Source organism: Sphingomonas sp. RB1R13, assembly GCF_036663775.1.
In the GTDB taxonomy this organism is placed as follows: Bacteria; Pseudomonadota; Alphaproteobacteria; order Sphingomonadales; family Sphingomonadaceae; genus Sphingomicrobium.
The window spans coordinates 159,094-177,731 of sequence record NZ_JAXOJM010000004.1 but is presented as its reverse complement, the minus strand read 5'-3'; the positions used below and the strand labels follow the sequence as shown (position 1 = coordinate 177,731).

Sequence of the window (18,638 nt, the reverse complement as noted above, 5' to 3'; positions counted from 1 at the left end):
CTCTCAACCGCCTCCCTAATTGAGCCCTCGTGACCGCGACCGTCTCGAACCTTGCCGACCGGCGGCCGCCCAGCCTCGATCCGCTATTGGCGCTCACGGCCGAGCCGATGAATGCGGTCAATGCCGTCATCCTCGACCGGATGCAGTCTAGGGTTGCGCTGATCCCCGAGCTTGCTGGCCACCTCATCGCCGGTGGCGGCAAGCGGATGCGCCCGATGCTGACCCTAGCCAGTGCCGCGCTGCTCGACTACCCCGGCTCCCGCCACCACCGCCTCGCCGCTGCAGTCGAATTCATCCACACCGCGACCCTGCTCCACGACGATGTCGTCGACGTCAGCGCAATGCGCCGTGGCAAGCGCACCGCCAACATCATCTGGGGCAACCCCGCCAGCGTCCTGGTTGGCGATTTCCTGTTCAGCCGCGCATTCGAACTGATGGTCGAGGACGGCAGCCTGAAAGTCCTCAAAATCCTCAGCCACGCCTCGGCCGTCATTGCCGAGGGCGAGGTCGACCAATTGACCGCCCAGCGCCGGATCGAGACCGGTGAGGACCAGTATCTTGCCATCATCATGGCCAAGACCGCCGCGCTGTTCGCCGCCGCCTGCCGCATCGCCCCGGTCGTCGCCGAAGCCGGCGAGGCCGCCGAGGACGCGCTCGACAGCTATGGCCGCTACCTCGGCATCGCCTTTCAGCTGGTCGACGATGCGATCGACTACACCAGCGACGAAGCAACCATGGGCAAGGTGCTCGGCGACGATTTCCGCGAGGGCAAGATGACCCTCCCCCTGATCCTCGCCCACGCCCGCGGCTCGGCCGACGAGCGCGCCTTCTGGAAAGCCGCCGTGTCGGGCGAGCGCGCCAGCGACTCCGACTTGGCCCATGCCGTCAGCCTGATGCGCTCGACCGGCGCCATCGCCGACACGCTCGAGCGCGCCCGCCATTACGGCCGCCGCGCGATCGACGCGCTCGCCCCCTTCCCCGCCAGTCGCGCGAAGGCGGCGATGACCGAAGCCGTCGAATTCGCCGTTTCGCGGGCTTACTGAGGAGTCAGCCATGCCCAGTTCGACCGAATGTCCCAAATGCCAGGGCAAGATGAGTGACGGCGTGATCGTCGACGCAGGTCATGGCCAGTCGATCATCAGCCACTGGCTGCCGGCGCCGATCAAAGTCTCGCGATGGTGGGGGCTCAAGGTCCGCAAGAAGGACGTCATCCCGACCGTGACCTTGCGCTGCACGCGGTGCGGTTTCCTCGAAAGCTACGCTCCACCAACACCCTGATCTGGCCGAAATGAACGCATCAGCCATATCATTTTTGTTGATGCATGTTAGCCCACGCGCATCCTGATTAACCGGCTGGGTCCTGTGCGATGCTCGAGAATATTATTGGCTTCTATCACCGCCGCTTAGCCGACGAGCGAATCGCGGCCGCCACCGCGACCGCCGCTCCGGTGCGCACGATCCACGAGCAATTCATCACCTTTTATGAGGAGCTGCTCCAGCTTGAGCGGTTCGGCGTCGATACGCGCCAGCGTCGCGCCTCGAGCATTGCGGGCTTGCCGACGTACGACAGAGCCGATCTCGAATCAGGCGTTGACCATCAAATCGACGCTACGCCGTCGCTGCGCCTGACCGCCTGACGAACAGCCTCTGCCGCAAGGCGCGACGCCGCTGCCGGGATCGCCTAAGCGCACGGCATGACCTCGCTGCCGATCGACCTCGTCCTGCCCGACCTGCTCGCTGCGCTGCGAACGGGCACCCGCGCGCTGCTCATCGCGCCGCCGGGCGCGGGCAAGACCACGCGAGTCGCCCCCGCGCTTCTCGCCGAACCATGGTGCGCGGGCGAAATCCTGCTCCTCGTCCCCCGCCGCCTCGCCGCCCGCGCCGCCGCCGAATATATGGCCCGCGCCCTCGAAGAGCAGCCCGGCGCGACGATCGGCTACACCACCCGCCTCGACAGTAAGGTCTCCCGCGCCAGCCGGGTGATCGTCATGACCCATGGCGTGTTCCTCGCCCGGATCCAGGCCGATCCCGAACTTGGCCGTGTCTCCGCCGTCCTGTTCGACGAAGTCCACGAACGCTCGCTCGACAGCGACCTCTCGCTCGCCCTCGCGCTCGATGCTGCCACCGCGCTTCGCCCCGACCTGCGCCTGCTCGCCATGTCCGCCACGCTCGACGGCGAGAGCTTCGGGCGCCTCCTCGGCAACCCGCCCCGGATCGAAAGCCAAGGCCGCAGCCACCCCCTCGACATTCTCCACGTCGGCCGCGACGCCACCCAGAAGATCGAACCGCAAATGGCCGCCGCGATCCGCCGCGCACTCGGCGATCATCCCGGCTCGCTGCTCGCCTTCCTCCCCGGGGTCGCCGAGATCGAGCGCACCGCCACCGCGCTTGGCGATCTTCCTCCCGGCATCGTCCTCCACCGTCTCCACGGCCAGGTGGATCCCGCCGCCCAGCGCGCCGCGCTCGCCCCGCCCGCGTCCGGCACGCGCAAGCTCGTCCTCGCCAGCGCGATCGCGGAGACCAGCGTGACCCTCGACGACGTCTCGATCGTCGTCGACTCAGGTCTTGCCCGCCGCCCGCGCTACGACCGCGGCGCCGGGCTCACCCGCCTCGTCACCGAGCGCGCCAGCAGGGCCGCCATCACCCAGCGCGCCGGCCGAGCCGCCCGCCAGCGCCCGGGAGTCGCGATCCGCCTGTGGGAGGAAGCCGCGACCGCCGCGCTCCCCGCGCACGACCCGCCCGAAATCGCCGAGGCTGACCTGTCGAGCCTCCTCCTCACCTGCCTGCTGTGGGGCGAGGCCGACCCTTCGCGCCTGCCCTTCCTCGATCCGCCGAGCCCCGCCGGCCTTGCCGAAGCCCGCGCCCGCCTGACCCGACTGGGCGCGATCGACGATGACGGCCAGCTCACCCCCCACGGCCGCGCCATCGCCCGCCTCCCCCTCGACCCGCGCCTTGCCCACATGCTGATCGAGGCCAGCGCGCGCGGCTTTGGCGCCACCGCCGCCGACGTCGCCATCCTCCTCACCGAACGCGGCCTCGGCGGCAACGACCCCGACCTGGAGCTCCGCCACCGCCGCTGGCGCACCGAGCGCGGGCCCAGGGCCGAGAGCGCACGCAAGATGGCGGCAAATTGGGTCACGAAAATCTCTTCCCTTTCCCCCCGCGAGGGAAGGCGACCCGGCACCACAGAGCGGGGAGAGGGGGCCATCGCCAACGCCATCGCCCTCGCCTTCCCCGACCGCATCGCGCGGCGCCGCGATGCCACCGGCGAGCAATGGCAGTCGGTCGGCGGGCGCGGCTTCCGCCTCGACCCGGCCTCCCCTCTCGCCCGCGCCGAATGGCTCGCCATCGCCGAAGTCGCGGGCTCGGCTGCCGGTGCGCGCATCCTTTCCGCCGCCGCGATCGAGTTCGCCGACATCGAAACCCTGTTCGCCGACCGCATCACCCGCTTCAGCGAAGTCCGCTTCGACCCCGCCACCAACGGCATCTCGGCCACGCTCGGCCGCCGCCTCGGCGCGATCCCACTATCCTCCTCCCCCGACGCATCGCCCCCCGCCGACGCGGTCGAGGCCGCGCTGATCGACGCGGTCCGCAAGCATGGCCTCGACATCCTGCCGTGGCCCGACAGCGCCACCACGCTCCGCACCCGCGCCGCCTTCGCCCGAGCCCATGATGCGGCCATCCCGGACCTGTCCGACAATGCCCTCCTCGCCATCCTCGACGATTGGCTCCTCCCCCTTCTCGCGGGCAAGCGCCGCCTCGACCAGCTCGACCCCGGCGCCCTCCGCTCGGTGCTCGACGGCCTGCTCGGGTGGAACGCGGGCCAGGCGGTCGACCGGCTCGCCCCGACCCATTTCGCCTCTCCCGCGGGCAGCCACCATGCGATCGACTACAGCGCCCCCGGAGGACCGACCGTCGAACTCCGTCCGCAGGCGCTGTACGGCCTTTCCGCCCACCCGACGGTCGCTGGCGGCGACGTCCCGCTGATCCTCTCCCTGACCTCGCCCGCACACCGCCCGATCCAGACCACCCGCGATCTCCCCGCTTTCTGGGCCGGGTCATGGCGCGAGGTGGCGAAGGAGATGCGCGGCCGCTACCCGCGCCATGACTGGCCCGACGATCCGGCCACCGCGATCGCCTCGCTGCGCACCAAGCGTGCCCAGCAGCGGTCTTGATTCATCGCTTCTCCTGAGGCACGCCTAATCCATGACCACCGCACGCATCATCGAAGACGATCGCAAGACCACCCAGTCGGGCAAGGCCAAGGCCGGCCGCTGGGTCATGGAGTTCGAGCGCGAGCAGGCGATGCGCGCCGATCCGCTGACCGGCTGGTCGGGTTCGGGCGACACCGCCACCCAGGTCCGGATGGTGTTCGACAGCATGGACGATGCGCTTGCCTATGCCGCCGCCAAGGGCATTGCCACCCATGTTGTCCCCGCCGCGCCGATCTCGCTCAAGCTCCAGACCTACGCCGATAATTTCCGCTAAGACCAGATAGCTAAGACTTGCGCGCACCCCTGATCTGGGGCACCGTCATCGGGCCGAAGACTAGGGGGACCGCTGAGCGGTTATTTTGTTGCGTTCGTCGTCGGCACTCGTCCCGAAGCGATCAAGCTTGCACCACTCGCCCATGCTCTTGCGGCGGCGGGTGTGGCCCCGCGCCTCATCCTCACCGGCCAGCATCCCGGGCTGAGCGCCGCCGACCATGGCCTGGCCGGGCTGCCGTCGATCGAGCTTCATTGCCCGGGTCTCGAGGATCCGCTCGCCCACGCGTTCACTGTCGCCCGAAAGCTCAGCCCGCACCTCGATCTCGACCCGCCCGACCTGCTGCTCGTCCAGGGTGATACGTCGAGCGCGCTTGGCGCGGCCCGCGCGGCGCATTCGCAGAATATCCCGCTCGGCCATGTCGAGGCCGGATTACGAACCCACGATCGCACCATGCCATGGCCCGAGGAAGATAATCGCGTCGCGATCGGCAAGCTTGCCCAATTGCTGTTTGCGCCCACGCCAGACGCCGCGACCAACCTGGACCGCGAGCAATGCGAGGGCAGCATCCATGTTACCGGCAACACCGGCATCGACGCGCTGCTGGCGACGCTGGCGAGCTTGCCTGCCGTCAGCCCGCGTCGCGCTCGGCGCGCCTCCGCCCCGCTCGACATCGTCGTGACCTGTCATCGGCGCGAGAATTGGGGCGCCGGCCTCACCTCGCTCGCCGCCGCGCTGCTTGAACTTGGCGGCGATGGCACTGCGGCGATCGAGGTCGTGCTCCACCCTAACCCGTGCGTCGCCGACATCATGCACAGCCTGTTCGCCGGTCAGCGCGGGATCAGCCTGTCCATGCCGACCACTCACCGCGCGATGATCGCCCGGATGCGCCGCGCCGACCTCATCCTGAGCGATTCGGGGGGCGTGCAGGAAGAAGCCCCGGCGCTTGGCGTCCCGCTTCTGGTCCTGCGCGACAAGACCGAACGGCCAGAGGCGGTTGCATGCGGCAATGCCCGACTGGTCGGCACATCGACCCTGCGCCTGCTGCAGGAAGTGCGAAGCCTTGCCGCAGACCGTTCCGCGCTGGCCCGTATGGCGCGCCCGGCGATGCCGTTTGGGGATGGCCACGCTGCCCCACGCATCGCCGCGATCATCCGCCGGTGGCTGATAGATCAGGATATGAACGCTGCCCGCCGCCGCGCTTGATTGACGAATCCCCCGCACTTCTGCATAGGCCCGCCACCTAAGCGAGCATGCTCGCGACGGCCCCTTCGTCTAGCGGTTAGGACGTCGCCCTCTCACGGCGAAAGCACGAGTTCGATTCTCGTAGGGGTCACCAGCCATTTTCTGGCTCGGCTTGTACAAGACAGCCTAGCTCGCGATCGGCCAGTTCTCGATCGTCTCGACAAATTTCGCCAGCCAGCCATTGGTCTGGTGGCCGTCGACCACCCGATGATCGATGGTCAGCGAGACATAGGCCATTGGCCGCACTTGGATCGCGTCGACCCCGCCGACCTCGCGCACCACGACCCTCTTTTCGGTCTTGCCGATCCCCAATATCGCCGACTGTGGCTGGGCGATGATGATCGGCGTCGCGAACAATGACCCCGACACGCCGTGGTTCGAGATGGTGAACGTCCCGCCCTTGAGGTCTGCCGGCGACAGCTTGCCCGCCCGCGCCCGCACTGTCACATCGCCAAGCAACCGCGCAATCTCGATCAATGACTTGGCCTGTGCGTCGCGGATCACCGGCACCACCAGCCCCTTTTCGCCAAGCGCGGTCCCGACGCCGACATTGACCGAATCGTAAAGCTCCAGCCGGTCGTCGTACCAGCGACTATTGACCGCCGGTGCCACTCCCATCGCCGCCGCACTCGCAGCAATGAAGTAAGCGGTGAAGGTGAGGTTCGCTCCAGCAGCCTCAAACGCGGCCTTGTGCGCCGCTCGATGCGCGATAATCGCACTGAAATCGCATTCGAACATCGCCGTAACATGTGGCGCGACGCTGACCGACTTCAGCATGTTGGCCGCAATCGCCAGCCGCATCCGGTCATGCGGGACCGACGTCACCCCGCTCTCTGAAGTCCCTGCTCCCGCCGCCACGAACGCATCCACATCCGCCCTCGTCAGCCGCCCCCCGCGCCCGCTCCCGGCGATCGCCGACGGGTCGATATTATGCACCCGAACCGCCCGCTTGACCGACGGAGACAGCCTGCTTTCATGCTGTTGATTCGAAACGATTTCTTTCGCCACCGAAACAGCTACTGATACCGTGTCCAACCGTGTCGCCTCACCCATCCGGATCCGCCCCAGCAACGCCCCCGGCACCGCCTCGCCATCGCTCGCGATCAGGATCTCGGCCAGCACCCCTGCTCCGGGCGACGACACTTCCTGCGTCACCTTGTCGGTTTCCAGCTCGACCAGCGGATCGTCGAGGGCCACCGCCTCGCCGACCTGCTTCAGCCAGCCGCGAACCACCGCCCTCGTCCCCTCTTGCTCGGCGGGCACGAACACGTCGATCATGCCGCTCATCAGTACCCCACCAATTCATCGATCTTCGCCGCGATCTTCGCGACACTCGGCACCGCCCAGTCGAGCAAGGCCGGATGATGCGGGCTGGGAATGTCGGGCATCGTCAGCCGCACGACCGGCGCATCGAGGTCGATGAACGCCTCGTCGGCCACCACCGCGGCAATCTCCGCTCCGAACCCGGCGGTCTGCAGATCCTCGTGAACGATCAGGCACCGCCGCGTCCGCCGCACACTCGCCAGCACGGCCGCCTTGTCCCACGGCATCAGCGTGCGCAGGTCGATCACCTCGACCGACCTCCCGCCTTCTGCCGCTGTGGCGCCCGCCTCCTCGCAGCGCGGGACCATCGCCCCCCACGTTACGATGGTGATGTCGTCGCCTTCGCGCGTGACCCGCGCCTTGCCGAACGGCAGCGCATAATCATCCCCCGGATATTGCCGCCGCGCCCATGCCGCATCGAGCATCGCGCGATGCTCGAAGAAGATCACCGGGTCATTCCCGCGAAGCGCCGTCCTTAGCAACCCGACCGCGTCCTCGGCATTGGACGGCACCGCGACCTGCCAGCCGGGATTATGGATAAAGGCCACTTCATTGGTCTGGCTGTGCCACGGATCGCCGCACTTGAAAAAGCCTCCCGGCACCCGCACCACCATCGGCGCGGCGAACCGATTGTCTGTCCGCCAGCGCATCGTCCCGGCATCGTTGATCTGCTCGGTCGCGGGTTCGGCATATTTGCGAAACTGGATTTCGGGGACGGGCATCAGCCCGGCGATTGCCATCCCGACGGCGCGCCCGATAATCCCTTCCTCGGACAGGCTGGTGTCGAACACCCGCCCTGACCCATGCTTGTCCTGAAGCCCCAGCGTGACCGCATGGACCCCGCCCTTGGGCCCGATGTCCTCGCCGAACAGCAGCACGCGCGGATTGATCGACAGTTCGTGATCGAGTGTCCGCCGGATCGCGGTCACCATGTTGATCCGCTGGCCCACGGTCGCCTCCACCACATCGCTCGCTGCGGGCGCGACATAGCCCTTGGTCCATTGCCCGCCCATTTCCTGAAGCGCGCCAGTTTCCGAGAAGACATTCCGAAGCACCGACTCGACCGGCGCCACGTCGCGCCCCTCGGCGGCGACCAGCGCCGCCTCCGCCGCTGCCCCCGCTTCGCGCTCGATCGCGTCCCATTCACCCTGGCTGAGCACCCGCCCGACCAGATGCGCCTTCAATTTGGGCAGCGGATCGCGCGCCCACTCCGCGCTGACCAGCGCGTCAGACTTATACGTCTGTGTATCCTGGAAACTATGCCCCTGAAGCCGCGGCACCGTCAGCCGCAGCAACGCCGGCCCTTGTCCCCCCCGGACATGCTCCGTCGCCGCCTCGACCAGCCGCTCAGCTTCCGCTGGGTCGGTCCCGTCGCCGTCGAAAATCTCCAGCCCTCGCCAACTTGCCAGGTTCGCCGCGATATCGCCGCCTGGAGTCTGAAAGCTCGACGGCACTGAAATGCCGAAGCCATTATCCTCGATATAAAACAGCATGGGCAGCTTTTGCGTCGTCGCAATCGTCAGCGCCGACCAGAAACCATTGCTCGCCACCGACGCATCGCCGCCCAGCACTACCGCCATCGCGCCGTCGTAAGATGCATCACCCAGCACGGTGCGATAATAGTCGATCGCCTGTGCCCAGCCTGCGGTCGGCGTATATTGGGCGCCCACCCCGCCGCACATCGGGAGCGCCGACGCGCCATGCCTGTTGGGAAAATTGAACACCGTCCCGATGTCGCGTCCGCCCGAATATCCGCCCTCGCGCGCCATCGCCGAGGCCAGCGCCACTTCGGGGTCGACCCCCAGCGCGAGCAGCAGCGGCCGCGACCGATAATAGCCGCAGGCCGCGTCCTGCGGCCGGTCAAGCTTTAGCCCGAGCAGGACCTGCGCCATGTCATGCCCGCGCGCCGAAAACTGGTACATGATCTTTTTCGCCGGGATGAGGCGCGTCTCTTCCATCTCGTCGAGCGCCCGGCTCAACAGGGTAAGATAGGCCACGCGCCGCCAGTCGGTGCCACCGGGCGTCACCGTGTCGCGCAGCGTTTCCGTCGGTTGATCGATCGTCTCGACGCTCATGCGCTGTCTCTCCCGAACCGGAAGAATATCCCCATTCTGCTGCAAATACCTTCCAGTATTGCTTTGTGGGCGCAATTCTGTGATCAACTTCATTCGTCGATTACGCAATTGGTGACAAAAATGCCTCATACGCTCGACGCCATTGATCGCCGCATCCTCGCCGTTCTCCAGCGGCAGAGCGATATCAGCCACGCCGCGCTCGCCGTCGAAGTCGCCTCTTCCCCCGCTTCCTGCTGGCGCCGGATCCGCGCGCTCGAAGAGGCCGGCATCCTCGGGCCCGCAGTCCGCTTGCTCGACCCCGCCGCGATCGGGCGCGAACTCGACGTCGTCTGCTACGTCCGCCTGAACTCGCAAGCCCCCGACGCCCGCGCCAGCCTCGAGCAATTCATTCTCGCCCGCCCCGAAGTCATGTCCTGCTACTCGATGACCGGCGAGTGGGACTATATGCTCAGCATCGTCGTCGGCGCGGTCCGCGATTTCGAACGCTTCCTGATGAACGATTTGCTTCGCCACCCGGCAGTCGCCTCGTCCAACTCGCATTTCGCGCTCAAACGCGTCAAATACACCACCGCGCTTCCGGTCTGACCGGTTACCACGCTCACAAGACAGGACAGGATCCAGCATGGCCGGCCTTTATTTCGACCAGTTCACCGTCGGGCAGCGCTTCGTCCACGAGCTTCGCCGAACCATCCTCGAGAGCGATAATATGCTCTTTTCCAATATGACGATGAACCCGGCCGCGATCCATATCGATCATGACTATGCCAGTCGCACCGAATTTGGCCGCCCGCTCGTCAACTCGTTGCTGACGCTGGGCCTCGTGATCGGGCTGTCGGTTCAGGACACGACGTTCGGCACGACGATTGCCAATGTGAAGCTCGAGGAAACGACCTTCCCCAAGCCCGTCTTCGCCGGTGACACGATACGCGTCGAGACCGAAGTCATGGCATTGCGCGATAGCAAGTCACGCCCGACGCAGGGGCTCGTGACCCTGCTCCACGTCGCCTATAACCAGCGCGACGAGATCGTTTGCACCTGCCAGCGGCTCGCGCTGATGATGAAGACCCCGGCATGACGGGCCGGATGCGCAGCTGGCTGTTTGTCCCCGGCGACAGCGACCGCAAGGCCGACAAGGCCGCGACCTGCGGCGCTGACATCCTCATCTTCGACCTGGAAGATTCGGTTGCTGCGAGCCAGAAGGAACTCGCGCGCAAAATGGTCGCCGACCGCATCACCGATTCCGGCCGCGACTGGTCGCTGTGGGTCCGGGTCAATCCGCTTGACGGCGGCCTGACCCTCGCCGACCTCGACGCCGTCGTCCGACCCGGCCTTGCCGGCATTCTCTTGCCAAAGCCCGAAGGCGGCCCCGACGTCTCCCGCCTCGCCGACGCCATTGCGAGCCGTGAAGCCGCCGCCGGCATTCCCGCCGGAACGATCAGGATCGCCCCCGTCGCCACCGAAACCGCGACGGCACTGTTCACGCTGGGCAGCTACGCCCCTGCCCATCCGCGCCTTGCCGCGCTGACCTGGGGGGCGGAGGATCTCGCCGCCGACATCGGCGCCGCCACCAACCGCGGCGACGACGGCGATTTTACCGCGCCCTACAAGCTGGTTCGCAATTTAGCGCTGTTTGCCGCTGCTGCCGCGCGCGTCCCCGCAATCGACACACTCCATGCCGATTTCCGCGACGTTGAGGGACTGGAGTGCGAATGCCGCACCTCGCGCCGTGATGGCTTCATCGGCCGCCTCGCGATCCACCCCGCGCAGGTCGAAGTCATCAACCGTTGCTACACTCCGTCGGAAGCCGAGATCATTTGGGCGCAGCGGATCGTCGATGCCTTCGCCGCCAATCCCGATGCCGGGGCACTCGGCCTCGATGGCAAGATGATCGACCTGCCCCACCTCGTTGCCGCGCGCAAAACCTTGGCGGCGGCGGGAGGGTAACTCAAAAAATATAGCGCATCTTGATCTGTTGATGCGATTCGCCTGCGGGGATCTCGAACCGCACGTCGTCGGCGCTGGGCGCGCCGAACTTGATTGCCGGATTGCGCGAGAAGCCGAACCCCTCGCGCGGAATCCCAAATCTCTTGTCCAGTTTCCCGTTCATATTGCTGTCATGGATCATCAGCAGCGCCCATTCGCCCGGCGCCACATGCTGGAAATCGAGTGTCCCCACGCTCGCCGCGACGCTGCCATGGACCGCGCCCGGATCCTTGTCGCAATCGAGGTACTGCGCCGTCCGCCGGGTCAGGCAGAACAGCAGATTTCCCTTATGGTCGCGAAGCCCCGCGACGCTGACCGTCAATTCGGCCAAGGACGTCGCTGGCATCGGGCTCGCCGCCCCCAACGCCACTGTTGCGAGCCCGAGGACGACCAGCCGCCGCGAACTGCCCCAGCCCGGAATCGGTCCGGCACAGGCGGTCCCAATGGCGGAAATACAACCCGTAGTTGCAGCGATAGCGTTGGTGATGAAGTTCATGATGGCTTGCCGTTATCAGCCATTGCCCGACCTTTCCATGAACGATCGCTCGCGGGAACATCTCCCACCCCATGTGATTGGTGACCCCCATCAGCGTCATGATTGCCAGCACGACGCCAAGGGCGCCGACATGGATCGGGATCAGGAACACCAAAAGCGGGATGACCACCGCTCCCGTCACTGCTTCCCACGGGTGAAAGCTCATCGCCGCCCACGCCGTCGGCGGGCGGCTCGCATGATGGACTGCATGCGCGACGCGAAACGGCACCGGGCGGTGCATCCAGCGATGGGTCCAGTAAAACCATGTATCGTGCGCCAGCAAATAGGCGATCACGCTGAGCGGCAGCCACCACAGCGGAAAGGCGTGCACGTCGGAATAAATCCGCGTCCACCCGCGCTGCTGCCAGCCCCACGCCACGATCCCCGCCGGTGCACCGTAAATGACGGCCGAGGCCAGGCTCCAGCCAATCTCGCGACGCACCTGCGCCCGCTGCCCCGCCAGCCGCTGCGGGAAGCGCCGCGCGGTCCAGTAGGCAAAGCCGCCGCTCGTCGCCAGATAGCGAAGCGCGACGATCACGCTCATCGCCAGCGCAGACAGAAGGATCGCGATCATCGGCCAAGCCTAGTCGGACGCGCGCCTCCCGGCTAGGGCGAAGCCGATGGACCTTGCTTCCCCGCCCCTCCACTCCCTGATCATCGTCGGCGGTGGCCTTGCCGGGGGGCTTGCCGCGCTCGCCATTGCGAAACACCGCCCCGATGTCGGGCTGACCCTGGTCGAGGCGGGCAAGGCGATCGGCGGCAATCATCTGTGGTCCTTCTTCGATACCGATGTCGCTGACGAAGCGCGCGAGTTGGTCACTCCGCTCGTCGCGCACCGTTGGCCGGGCTACCAAGTCCACTTCCCCGCCCACCGCCGCCACCTTGCACAGGGCTATAACAGCATCCCCAGCGAGCGCCTCGACGCCGCCGTCCGCGCCGCCCTTCCGCCCGCCGCGGTCGTCCGCGCCGCCGCGACCGCGCTCACCCCTACCAGCGTCACCCTCGACGACGGCCAGACCCTCCACGCCACCGCCGTGCTCGATGCGCGTGGCCTCTCCGCCCCGCCCGCCGGCCTGACCTGCGGCTGGCAGAAATTCGTCGGCCAGCAGCTCACCATTCCCCAGGGTCACGGCCTTGCCGAGCCGATCGTGATGGACGCCACCGTCGACCAAGCGGATGGCTATCGTTTCGTTTATTGCCTCCCCTTCTCGCCCACCGAGATGTTCGTCGAGGACACCTACTACAGCGACACGCCCGACCTCGCGCCCGATCGGCTGGCGGAGCGCATCACCGACTATGCCATCACTGCCGGCTGGCAAGTCGCCGGCCGCTCGCGGTTCGAGACCGGTGTTCTCCCCGTGGTCATGGGCGGCGACTTCGCCACCTTCTGGCCCGCCAATGATCCCGTCGCCCGCGCCGGGGCCTGCGCGGGCCTGTTCCACCCGTTGACCAGCTACTCGCTACCCGACGCGGTCCGCTTCGCCCACTGGCTCGCGACTGAGGCCGTGCTCGACATGACTCTCGGCCCCGCCACCCGCGCCCGTGCGCAGGCTCATTGGCATGGCGGCGCCTTCGACCGCTTGCTCACCCGCATGCTGTTTCGCGCTGCCGACCCGCCACTGCGCTACCGCATCCTCGAACGCTTTTACCGCCTGCCCGCGCCACTGATTGCCCGTTTCTATTCAGGACGGAACTCGCTAGGCGACCGGGTGCGCATCCTTGCCGGAAAACCGCCCGTATCTATCGGGCGCGCCCTTGCTGCGCTGATGGAGCCCAAGTGAAGACTGCAATTGTTATCGGCGCCGGTTTCGGCGGCCTCGCCCTCGCCATCCGGCTTCAGTCGGCGGGTGTTCAAACTACCATCGTCGAAGCTCGCGACAAGCCCGGCGGGCGCGCCTACCATTGGCACCGCGACGGCCATATGTTCGATGCCGGTCCAACGGTCATCACCGACCCCGATTGCCTCCGCCGCTTGTGGGGCCTGAGCGGGCACGACATGGCGGCGGACGTCGAGCTGGTCCCCGTCACGCCCTTCTACGCACTCGACTGGCCCGACGGGACGCGTTTCGACTATACCAATGACGACGCCTCGCTGTTCAAGTCGATCGCCCGGCTCAACCCGGCCGACGTCGAAGGCTATAAGCGCTTTCTCGACTATGCCGCCGGGGTCTTTCACGAAGGCTATGAAAAGCTCGGCACCAAGGCCTTCCTCAAGGTTGGCGACATGCTCAAGGCCGCGCCCGCGTTGGCCCGGTACCAGGCATGGCGCAGCGTCTATTCGATCGTTGCAAGCTTTGTCGAAGACGAACATTTGCGCCAGGCACTGAGCTTTCACACCCTCCTCGTCGGCGGCAACCCGATGACCTGCTCGTCGATCTACGCGTTGATCCACAAGTTGGAACGTGACGGCGGCGTGTGGTTCGCCAAGGGCGGCACCAACAAGCTCATCGCCGGCATGGTTACCCAGTTCGAACGAATCGGCGGAACGCTGCGCCTCGGCGACCCGGTCGAGGCGATCAGCGTGGAGGGCGGCATTGCCCGCTCGGTTCGCACCAAGTCGGGCTGGACCGCCGCTGCCGACGCCATCGCCAGCAACGGCGACATCGTCCACAGCTATGGCCTGATCGAAGGCGACGACCGCGGCCCCAAACAGGTGAAGGCGCTCAAGAAAAAGCGCTACTCACCGTCGCTGTTCGTGCTCCACTTCGGGCTCGAAGGGCTGTGCCCCGACATCCCCCATCACATGATCCTGTTCGGCCCGCGCTACAAAGGGCTGCTCGACGACATTTATAACGGCGGCAAGCTTGCGCCCGACCCGGCGCTCTATCTCCACCATCCCACGATCACCGATCCGTCGATGGCCCCGCCGGGCTGCTCGACCTTCTACGCTCTGGCGCCCGTCCCCCACATGGGCAAGGCCAAGGTCGACTGGGAGACTGCCGGCCCGGCCTATGCCGAGACGATCATCGCCACGCTCGAAGACCGGTTAATCCCCGATATTCGCAGCCGGATCCGCACCCAGTTCCATTACAGCCCGGCTGACTTCAAGGGCGACCTCGCCGCGCATCTGGGCTCGGCGTTCAGCCTTGAACCGGTGCTGACCCAATCGGCCTGGTTCCGCACCCACAACCGCGACGACAAGATTTCCAACTTGTACTTCGTCGGCGCCGGCACCCATCCCGGCGCGGGTATCCCGGGCGTCGTCGGCAGTGCCGAGGCCACTGCGCGGTTGATGCTCGCCGAATGACGAGTTACGCGCCCGTCACCCCCGCCGAGCGCCAGGCCCTCGTCGACGAGTCGGGCCGGGTCATCGCGCAGGGCTCGAAAAGCTTCCGCTTCGCCAGCCAGATTTTCGACGAGGAAACTCGAGCGCGAAGCTGGCTGCTCTATGCGTGGTGCCGCGCGTGCGACGATGTCACCGACGGCCAGACGCTCGGCCATGACGCCGTCACCCCCGACAATCCGGCCGAGCGGATCGCCTTCCTGCGCGCCACCACCACCGAGGCGCTCGCCGGCAAGCCGACCGGGCTTGCCGCCTTCGACGCCTTTGCGACCGTCGCTGCCGAATGCGCCATCCCCCCCGGGCTCGCCGCAGCTCACCTCGCTGGCTTCGAGCGCGACGCCACCGGCTGGATCCCCGAGACCGAGACCGACCTGCTCAGTTACTGCTACCAGGTCGCCGGCGCGGTCGGGGTGATGATGGCCCATGTCATGGGGGTCGAGCCACAAGAGCGTGACACGCTGGACCGCGCCGCCGATCTCGGCATCGCCTTCCAGCTCGCCAATATCGCCCGCGACATTGTCGACGATGCCCATGTCGGCCGCCGTTATCTGCCGGATGCATGGCTAGCCGAAGAGGGGCTGACCGGCGCTGACCTCTCCGACCCCGCCCATCGCCGCGCGCTTGCCCGCATCGCCATTCGCTTGGCGACGCTGGCCGACCGCTATCGCTGCAGTTCGAAAGTCGGCGCCGCGCGCCTGCCGTTCCGCAGCCGCTGGGCGGTCAATTCCGCCGCGCGAATCTATGGCAAGGTCGCGACCCGCGCGGTCGAGCTTGGCGCCGGTGCATGGGACCGCCGCATCTCGATCCCGCGCCGCGAGAAAATCTGGCTGGTGACGCTGGCGCTGGCAGATTCGCTCCGCACCCCGCGCAACGTCAGCCGCGAAGGGCTGTGGACCAGCGAGTCTTAGTTGAGACGCTGATTCACGTTTCGGCGAGAGCCGAAACGATCATCGTCTGGGCGCCCGAACGCCCGCCATCCCGCTGCTCGCCAACGCCGCCTTGAGCACGTCGACCGGCGGTGCATAGATGAACCCGAAACTCACCGTTCCTTCGCGAGTCTCGATCGCGTGGTGGATCCGGTGCGCTTGCACGATCCGCTTGAAGTACGTCGACCGCGGCACGATCCGGTGCGCGATCCGGCGGTGGACGATGACATCGTGAAACCCGAAGTAAATCGCGCCATAGGCCGCAATCCCGGCGCCCATCCACGTCGCCCACTCGCCCCAGCCCCAGCGCACCCCGCCCGCCAGCAGCAGGATCGACGGCCCGGCGAAGATTACCGCATAGAAATCATTGAGCTCGAACCACCCACTGCGCTCGCGATGATGGCTTTCGTGGAGCCACCATCCGATCCGCCCGTGCATGATCCAGCGGTGAGCGACATAAGCCACCCCTTCCATCGCTGCGACGGTCGCGAAAAAAATCAGGATTCCAAGGGAAGTCGACATGGTGAAAGACATATAGCAACTCGCCCGCCACTTGGGGAGGGCAGTGTTACTTCACGACCGCCAAAAACCGCATCAGCTCGGCCAGCGTCATTTCCATCTGGTCCTGCATTTGGGTGACCAGCTCGTTTTCGCGCATATGTTCGTGATCGAGCGGCTTGGAATAGCTGTCCGAAAAGGCCTTGAGATCGTCCTGGTCGAAGATCCCCTTCGCCACCAGCTTGGCCACGATCACCAGCAAGCCATTGGTATTGGCGATATTCCCGGCGACCAATGCTTCATCGACCATGCTCAGCGCCGGCGTCTCGCCGTCCTCGATTTCGTCATCGGGGATTTCGTCATCGGGGATGTCGTCCTCGGGCTCGTCGATCGCTTCGCTCATGCGCGACATCTAGGCGGGATCGACATGCTCTGCCAAGCATTGCCAGCGCGCCGCCTTGGCCCCCAACCCCAGCGTATAGGCCGCGCTCGACGACGGCAGGTCGATCAATCGCACCCCCGCCATTCCGGCCAGTGCCCTGCGCCCGATCGCCGCGGCAGTCTTGCCGTTGAACGCCACCGCTTCGACCCGCTCATGCCCGACGACAAACTCGGCCAGGGCATTGCCCCGCACATCGCGAATTGCCCCGTCTAGGCTACCCGGCCGCATCGCCTCCGCGACAACGTCCCACAACGCCACGCCGCGCACCGCCAGTCGCTCCAGCCGCGCAGCATAAGCCAGCCCGGCCAGATCCTCCCCTATTGCCGCGCCCAGCAGTCGCCAGAACTGGTTGGTCGGATGCGCATAATAACGCTGCGCCGCCAGGCTAGCGTCCCCCGGCAGGCTCCCCAGCACGACCACCCGGGCGTCCTTCGCCCCGACCGGCGCCATCGACGATTTGCGCGTCATCGCCCCTGCCCTAGCCCCCGCCGCATAGCTCGGCTATCCCGCCCGCCATGTCTGCGCCACTCCGTATCGCCCTTTTCTCGGGCAATTATAATTACGTCCGCGACGGCGCCAACCAGGCGCTCAACCGGCTCGTGGGCTATCTTCTTGGCCAGGGCCATGCTGTGCGAATCTACTCGCCGACGACTGATACGCCGGCCTTTCCGCCAACTGGAGACCTCGTCGGCCTGCCCAGCTTTGCCATTCCCAAGCGCCCCGAATATCGCTTCCCGACCGGGCTAACGCGCGCCGTCCGCCGCGACCTTGCCGACTTCAACCCCGACATTGTCCATATCTCCAGCCCCGACATTGCCGCGCGCCAGGCAATTGCATGGGCGCGCCGGACCGACCGCGCGGCGATCGCCTCGATCCACACCCGCTTCGAAACCTATTTGAGCTATTATCACCTGCAGATGTTCGAGCCCGCGCTGCGCGCGCTCATGCGCCGCCTCTATCGTCAGTGCGACGCCCTGCTCGTCCCCGCCGAATCGACCGCCGCCGTGCTTCGTGCCCAACGCATGAACCGGACGATCTTTCTGTGGACCCGTGGGGTCGATCGCGAACAGTTCAACCCCGAACGCCGCGACCTCTCCTGGCGCCGCGACCTCGGCATTGCCGACGACGAGGTCGTGATCGGCTTCCTTGGCCGGCTGGTCCTCGAAAAGGGCCTCGACGTCTTTGCCGACGCCTGCGACCTGCTCACCGCGCGCGGGATCGCCCACCGTGTCCTCGTTATCGGCGATGGTCCGGCGCGGGCCTGGTTCGCCGAACGCCTGCCCCAGGCCATTTTCGTCGGCCAGCAGGTCGGCACCGACCTCGCCCGCGCGCTCGCCAGTGCCGACATCTTCCTCAATCCCTCGGTTACCGAGGCGTTCGGCAACGTCACGCTTGAGGCGATGGCAAGCGGGCTTCCGGTCGTCGCCGCCGCCGCCACGGGCGCCAACAGCATCATTCGCGACGGAGTGTCGGGAACCCTCGTCGAACCCGGCGAGATCGACCAATATGCCGACGCGCTCGAAGCCTATGTGCGCGACCCCGCGCTTCGCCGCAGCCATGGCGATCACGGACTTGCCCACGCCAAGACGCAGGACTGGACCCAGATAAACGCCGCCGTCGAGGCCGCCTATTACCGCGTGATCGAACGCCGCGCGCGCATCGCGCGGGCCTTGGCCCGCTAGCGACAACGAAATCGCGCGGGCCTTGGCCCGCTAGCGACAACGAAATCGCGCGGGCCTTGGCCCGCTAGCGACAACGAAATCGCGCGGGTCTTGGGTCGATAGCGACCACGAAATCGCCAGGACGCATGCGCGCTAGCGGACGCAGCACCCCGCCCGGAACA

20 protein-coding genes and 1 tRNA gene are annotated in these 18,638 nt (G+C 66.6%); 14 read left to right on the top strand and 7 right to left on the bottom strand.

Features of this window, described 5'->3' with window-relative positions:
• Positions 1–29 precede the first annotated feature (29 nt).
• The 7 genes from U1700_RS13375 to U1700_RS13345 all read left to right on the top strand — a co-directional run bounded on the left by U1700_RS13375 (position 30) and on the right by U1700_RS13345 (position 5,824).
• Entirely contained in the window at positions 30–1,043 is a 1,014-nt protein-coding gene (locus U1700_RS13375; RefSeq protein WP_332753178.1) for a polyprenyl synthetase family protein, read from the top strand.
• A gap of 10 nt (positions 1,044–1,053) precedes the next feature.
• Positions 1,054–1,278, top strand: a complete 225-nt coding sequence (locus U1700_RS13370; protein ID WP_332753177.1) for a hypothetical protein — start codon at positions 1,054–1,056, stop codon at positions 1,276–1,278.
• An 89-nt stretch (positions 1,279–1,367) separates the two neighbouring features.
• On the top strand, positions 1,368–1,637 hold the full coding sequence (locus U1700_RS13365) for a hypothetical protein (RefSeq protein ID WP_332753176.1): 270 nt from the start codon (positions 1,368–1,370) through the stop codon (positions 1,635–1,637).
• Between the two features lie 57 nt (positions 1,638–1,694).
• On the top strand, positions 1,695–4,175 hold the full coding sequence (gene hrpB / locus U1700_RS13360) for an ATP-dependent helicase HrpB (RefSeq protein ID WP_332753175.1): 2,481 nt from the start codon (positions 1,695–1,697) through the stop codon (positions 4,173–4,175).
• A gap of 31 nt (positions 4,176–4,206) precedes the next feature.
• Positions 4,207–4,488, top strand: coding sequence for an NADH dehydrogenase ubiquinone Fe-S protein 4 (locus U1700_RS13355; protein ID WP_332753174.1), 282 nt, complete (start codon positions 4,207–4,209; stop codon positions 4,486–4,488).
• 72 nt (positions 4,489–4,560) lie between these two features.
• Positions 4,561–5,691, top strand: a complete 1,131-nt coding sequence (wecB, locus tag U1700_RS13350) for a non-hydrolyzing UDP-N-acetylglucosamine 2-epimerase (protein ID WP_332753341.1) — start codon at positions 4,561–4,563, stop codon at positions 5,689–5,691.
• Between the two features lie 58 nt (positions 5,692–5,749).
• A tRNA-Glu gene (locus tag U1700_RS13345) sits at positions 5,750–5,824 on the top strand.
• A gap of 32 nt (positions 5,825–5,856) precedes the next feature.
• On the opposite strand, the gene U1700_RS13340 is transcribed toward U1700_RS13345, so the two are convergent.
• Positions 5,857–7,017: a dihydrolipoamide acetyltransferase family protein gene (locus U1700_RS13340; RefSeq protein WP_332753173.1), complete on the bottom strand. Its 1,161-nt coding sequence runs from the start codon at positions 7,015–7,017 to the stop codon at positions 5,857–5,859.
• On the bottom strand, positions 7,017–9,128 hold the full coding sequence (locus U1700_RS13335) for an alpha-ketoacid dehydrogenase subunit alpha/beta (protein ID WP_332753172.1): 2,112 nt from the start codon (positions 9,126–9,128) through the stop codon (positions 7,017–7,019). The genes U1700_RS13340 and U1700_RS13335 overlap by 1 nt, the downstream gene beginning before the upstream one ends.
• 120 nt (positions 9,129–9,248) lie before the next feature.
• Here U1700_RS13335 and U1700_RS13330 point away from each other — a divergent pair, with 120 nt between their 5' ends.
• The 3 genes from U1700_RS13330 to U1700_RS13320 are packed head-to-tail and all read left to right on the top strand — an operon-like array spanning position 9,249 to position 11,072.
• Positions 9,249–9,713 (top strand): Lrp/AsnC family transcriptional regulator, encoded by a 465-nt coding sequence (locus tag U1700_RS13330; protein ID WP_332753171.1) that lies wholly within the window; start codon positions 9,249–9,251, stop codon positions 9,711–9,713.
• Positions 9,628–10,203, top strand: a complete 576-nt coding sequence (locus U1700_RS13325) for a MaoC family dehydratase (RefSeq protein ID WP_332753340.1) — start codon at positions 9,628–9,630, stop codon at positions 10,201–10,203. Before U1700_RS13330 ends, U1700_RS13325 begins: the two co-directional genes overlap by 86 nt.
• An 8-nt stretch (positions 10,204–10,211) precedes the next feature.
• Entirely contained in the window at positions 10,212–11,072 is an 861-nt protein-coding gene (locus U1700_RS13320; protein WP_332753170.1) for an HpcH/HpaI aldolase/citrate lyase family protein, read from the top strand.
• Position 11,073: 1 nt separating this feature from the next.
• Here U1700_RS13320 and U1700_RS13315 read toward each other — a convergent pair whose 3' ends face one another.
• The gene (locus U1700_RS13315) at positions 11,074–11,442 is read right to left on the bottom strand and encodes a DUF2141 domain-containing protein (protein ID WP_332753169.1); all 369 of its coding nucleotides are present in this window, start codon (positions 11,440–11,442) and stop codon (positions 11,074–11,076) included.
• Entirely contained in the window at positions 11,399–12,220 is an 822-nt protein-coding gene (locus U1700_RS13310; RefSeq protein ID WP_332753168.1) for a sterol desaturase family protein, read from the bottom strand. The genes U1700_RS13315 and U1700_RS13310 overlap by 44 nt, the downstream gene beginning before the upstream one ends.
• A gap of 46 nt (positions 12,221–12,266) precedes the next feature.
• Here U1700_RS13310 and crtY point away from each other — a divergent pair, with 46 nt between their 5' ends.
• The 3 genes from crtY to U1700_RS13295 are packed head-to-tail and all read left to right on the top strand — an operon-like array spanning position 12,267 to position 15,837.
• A complete protein-coding gene (crtY, locus tag U1700_RS13305) occupies positions 12,267–13,427 on the top strand; it encodes a lycopene beta-cyclase CrtY (RefSeq protein WP_332753167.1) in 1,161 nt (386 codons plus the stop codon).
• Complete coding sequence (locus U1700_RS13300) at positions 13,424–14,893, top strand: phytoene desaturase (protein WP_332753166.1); 1,470 nt, start codon at positions 13,424–13,426, stop codon at positions 14,891–14,893. Before crtY ends, U1700_RS13300 begins: the two co-directional genes overlap by 4 nt.
• Positions 14,890–15,837: a phytoene/squalene synthase family protein gene (locus tag U1700_RS13295; RefSeq protein WP_332753165.1), complete on the top strand. Its 948-nt coding sequence runs from the start codon at positions 14,890–14,892 to the stop codon at positions 15,835–15,837. Before U1700_RS13300 ends, U1700_RS13295 begins: the two co-directional genes overlap by 4 nt.
• 39 nt (positions 15,838–15,876) lie before the next feature.
• Here the strand turns inward: U1700_RS13295 and U1700_RS13290 are convergent, their stop codons facing one another.
• Genes U1700_RS13290 through U1700_RS13280 form a run of 3 tightly spaced genes read right to left on the bottom strand, consistent with a single transcriptional unit; the run spans position 15,877 to position 17,263 of the window.
• Positions 15,877–16,377, bottom strand: a complete 501-nt coding sequence (locus tag U1700_RS13290; protein WP_332753164.1) for a beta-carotene hydroxylase — start codon at positions 16,375–16,377, stop codon at positions 15,877–15,879.
• Positions 16,378–16,423: 46 nt separating this feature from the next.
• On the bottom strand, positions 16,424–16,756 hold the full coding sequence (locus tag U1700_RS13285; RefSeq protein ID WP_332753163.1) for a hypothetical protein: 333 nt from the start codon (positions 16,754–16,756) through the stop codon (positions 16,424–16,426).
• A 9-nt stretch (positions 16,757–16,765) separates the two neighbouring features.
• Positions 16,766–17,263, bottom strand: a complete 498-nt coding sequence (locus tag U1700_RS13280) for a DNA-deoxyinosine glycosylase (RefSeq protein WP_332753162.1) — start codon at positions 17,261–17,263, stop codon at positions 16,766–16,768.
• Between the two features lie 47 nt (positions 17,264–17,310).
• Between U1700_RS13280 and U1700_RS13275 the strand changes: the two genes are divergently transcribed.
• Complete coding sequence (locus U1700_RS13275) at positions 17,311–18,477, top strand: glycosyltransferase family 4 protein (protein WP_332753161.1); 1,167 nt, start codon at positions 17,311–17,313, stop codon at positions 18,475–18,477.
• The last annotated feature ends 161 nt before the right edge of the window (positions 18,478–18,638 follow it).

What these genes read in the sequence shown, in the direction of transcription:
- U1700_RS13370 (WP_332753177.1), top strand. Translation starts at nt 1,054, where the DNA reads ATGCCCAGTTCGACCGAATGTCCCAAATGCCAGGGCAAGATGAGTGAC.
- U1700_RS13365 (WP_332753176.1), top strand. Translation starts at nt 1,368, where the DNA reads ATGCTCGAGAATATTATTGGCTTCTATCACCGCCGCTTAGCCGACGAG.
- hrpB (WP_332753175.1), top strand. Translation starts at nt 1,695, where the DNA reads ATGACCTCGCTGCCGATCGACCTCGTCCTGCCCGACCTGCTCGCTGCG.
- U1700_RS13355 (WP_332753174.1), top strand. Translation starts at nt 4,207, where the DNA reads ATGACCACCGCACGCATCATCGAAGACGATCGCAAGACCACCCAGTCG.
- U1700_RS13340 (WP_332753173.1), bottom strand. Translation starts at nt 7,017, where the DNA reads ATGAGCGGCATGATCGACGTGTTCGTGCCCGCCGAGCAAGAGGGGACG.
- U1700_RS13335 (WP_332753172.1), bottom strand. Translation starts at nt 9,128, where the DNA reads ATGAGCGTCGAGACGATCGATCAACCGACGGAAACGCTGCGCGACACG.
- U1700_RS13330 (WP_332753171.1), top strand. Translation starts at nt 9,249, where the DNA reads ATGCCTCATACGCTCGACGCCATTGATCGCCGCATCCTCGCCGTTCTC.
- U1700_RS13320 (WP_332753170.1), top strand. Translation starts at nt 10,212, where the DNA reads ATGCGCAGCTGGCTGTTTGTCCCCGGCGACAGCGACCGCAAGGCCGAC.
- U1700_RS13310 (WP_332753168.1), bottom strand. Translation starts at nt 12,220, where the DNA reads ATGATCGCGATCCTTCTGTCTGCGCTGGCGATGAGCGTGATCGTCGCG.
- crtY (WP_332753167.1), top strand. Translation starts at nt 12,267, where the DNA reads ATGGACCTTGCTTCCCCGCCCCTCCACTCCCTGATCATCGTCGGCGGT.
- U1700_RS13295 (WP_332753165.1), top strand. Translation starts at nt 14,890, where the DNA reads ATGACGAGTTACGCGCCCGTCACCCCCGCCGAGCGCCAGGCCCTCGTC.
- U1700_RS13290 (WP_332753164.1), bottom strand. Translation starts at nt 16,377, where the DNA reads ATGTCGACTTCCCTTGGAATCCTGATTTTTTTCGCGACCGTCGCAGCG.
- U1700_RS13285 (WP_332753163.1), bottom strand. Translation starts at nt 16,756, where the DNA reads ATGAGCGAAGCGATCGACGAGCCCGAGGACGACATCCCCGATGACGAA.
- U1700_RS13280 (WP_332753162.1), bottom strand. Translation starts at nt 17,263, where the DNA reads ATGACGCGCAAATCGTCGATGGCGCCGGTCGGGGCGAAGGACGCCCGG.
- U1700_RS13275 (WP_332753161.1), top strand. Translation starts at nt 17,311, where the DNA reads ATGTCTGCGCCACTCCGTATCGCCCTTTTCTCGGGCAATTATAATTAC.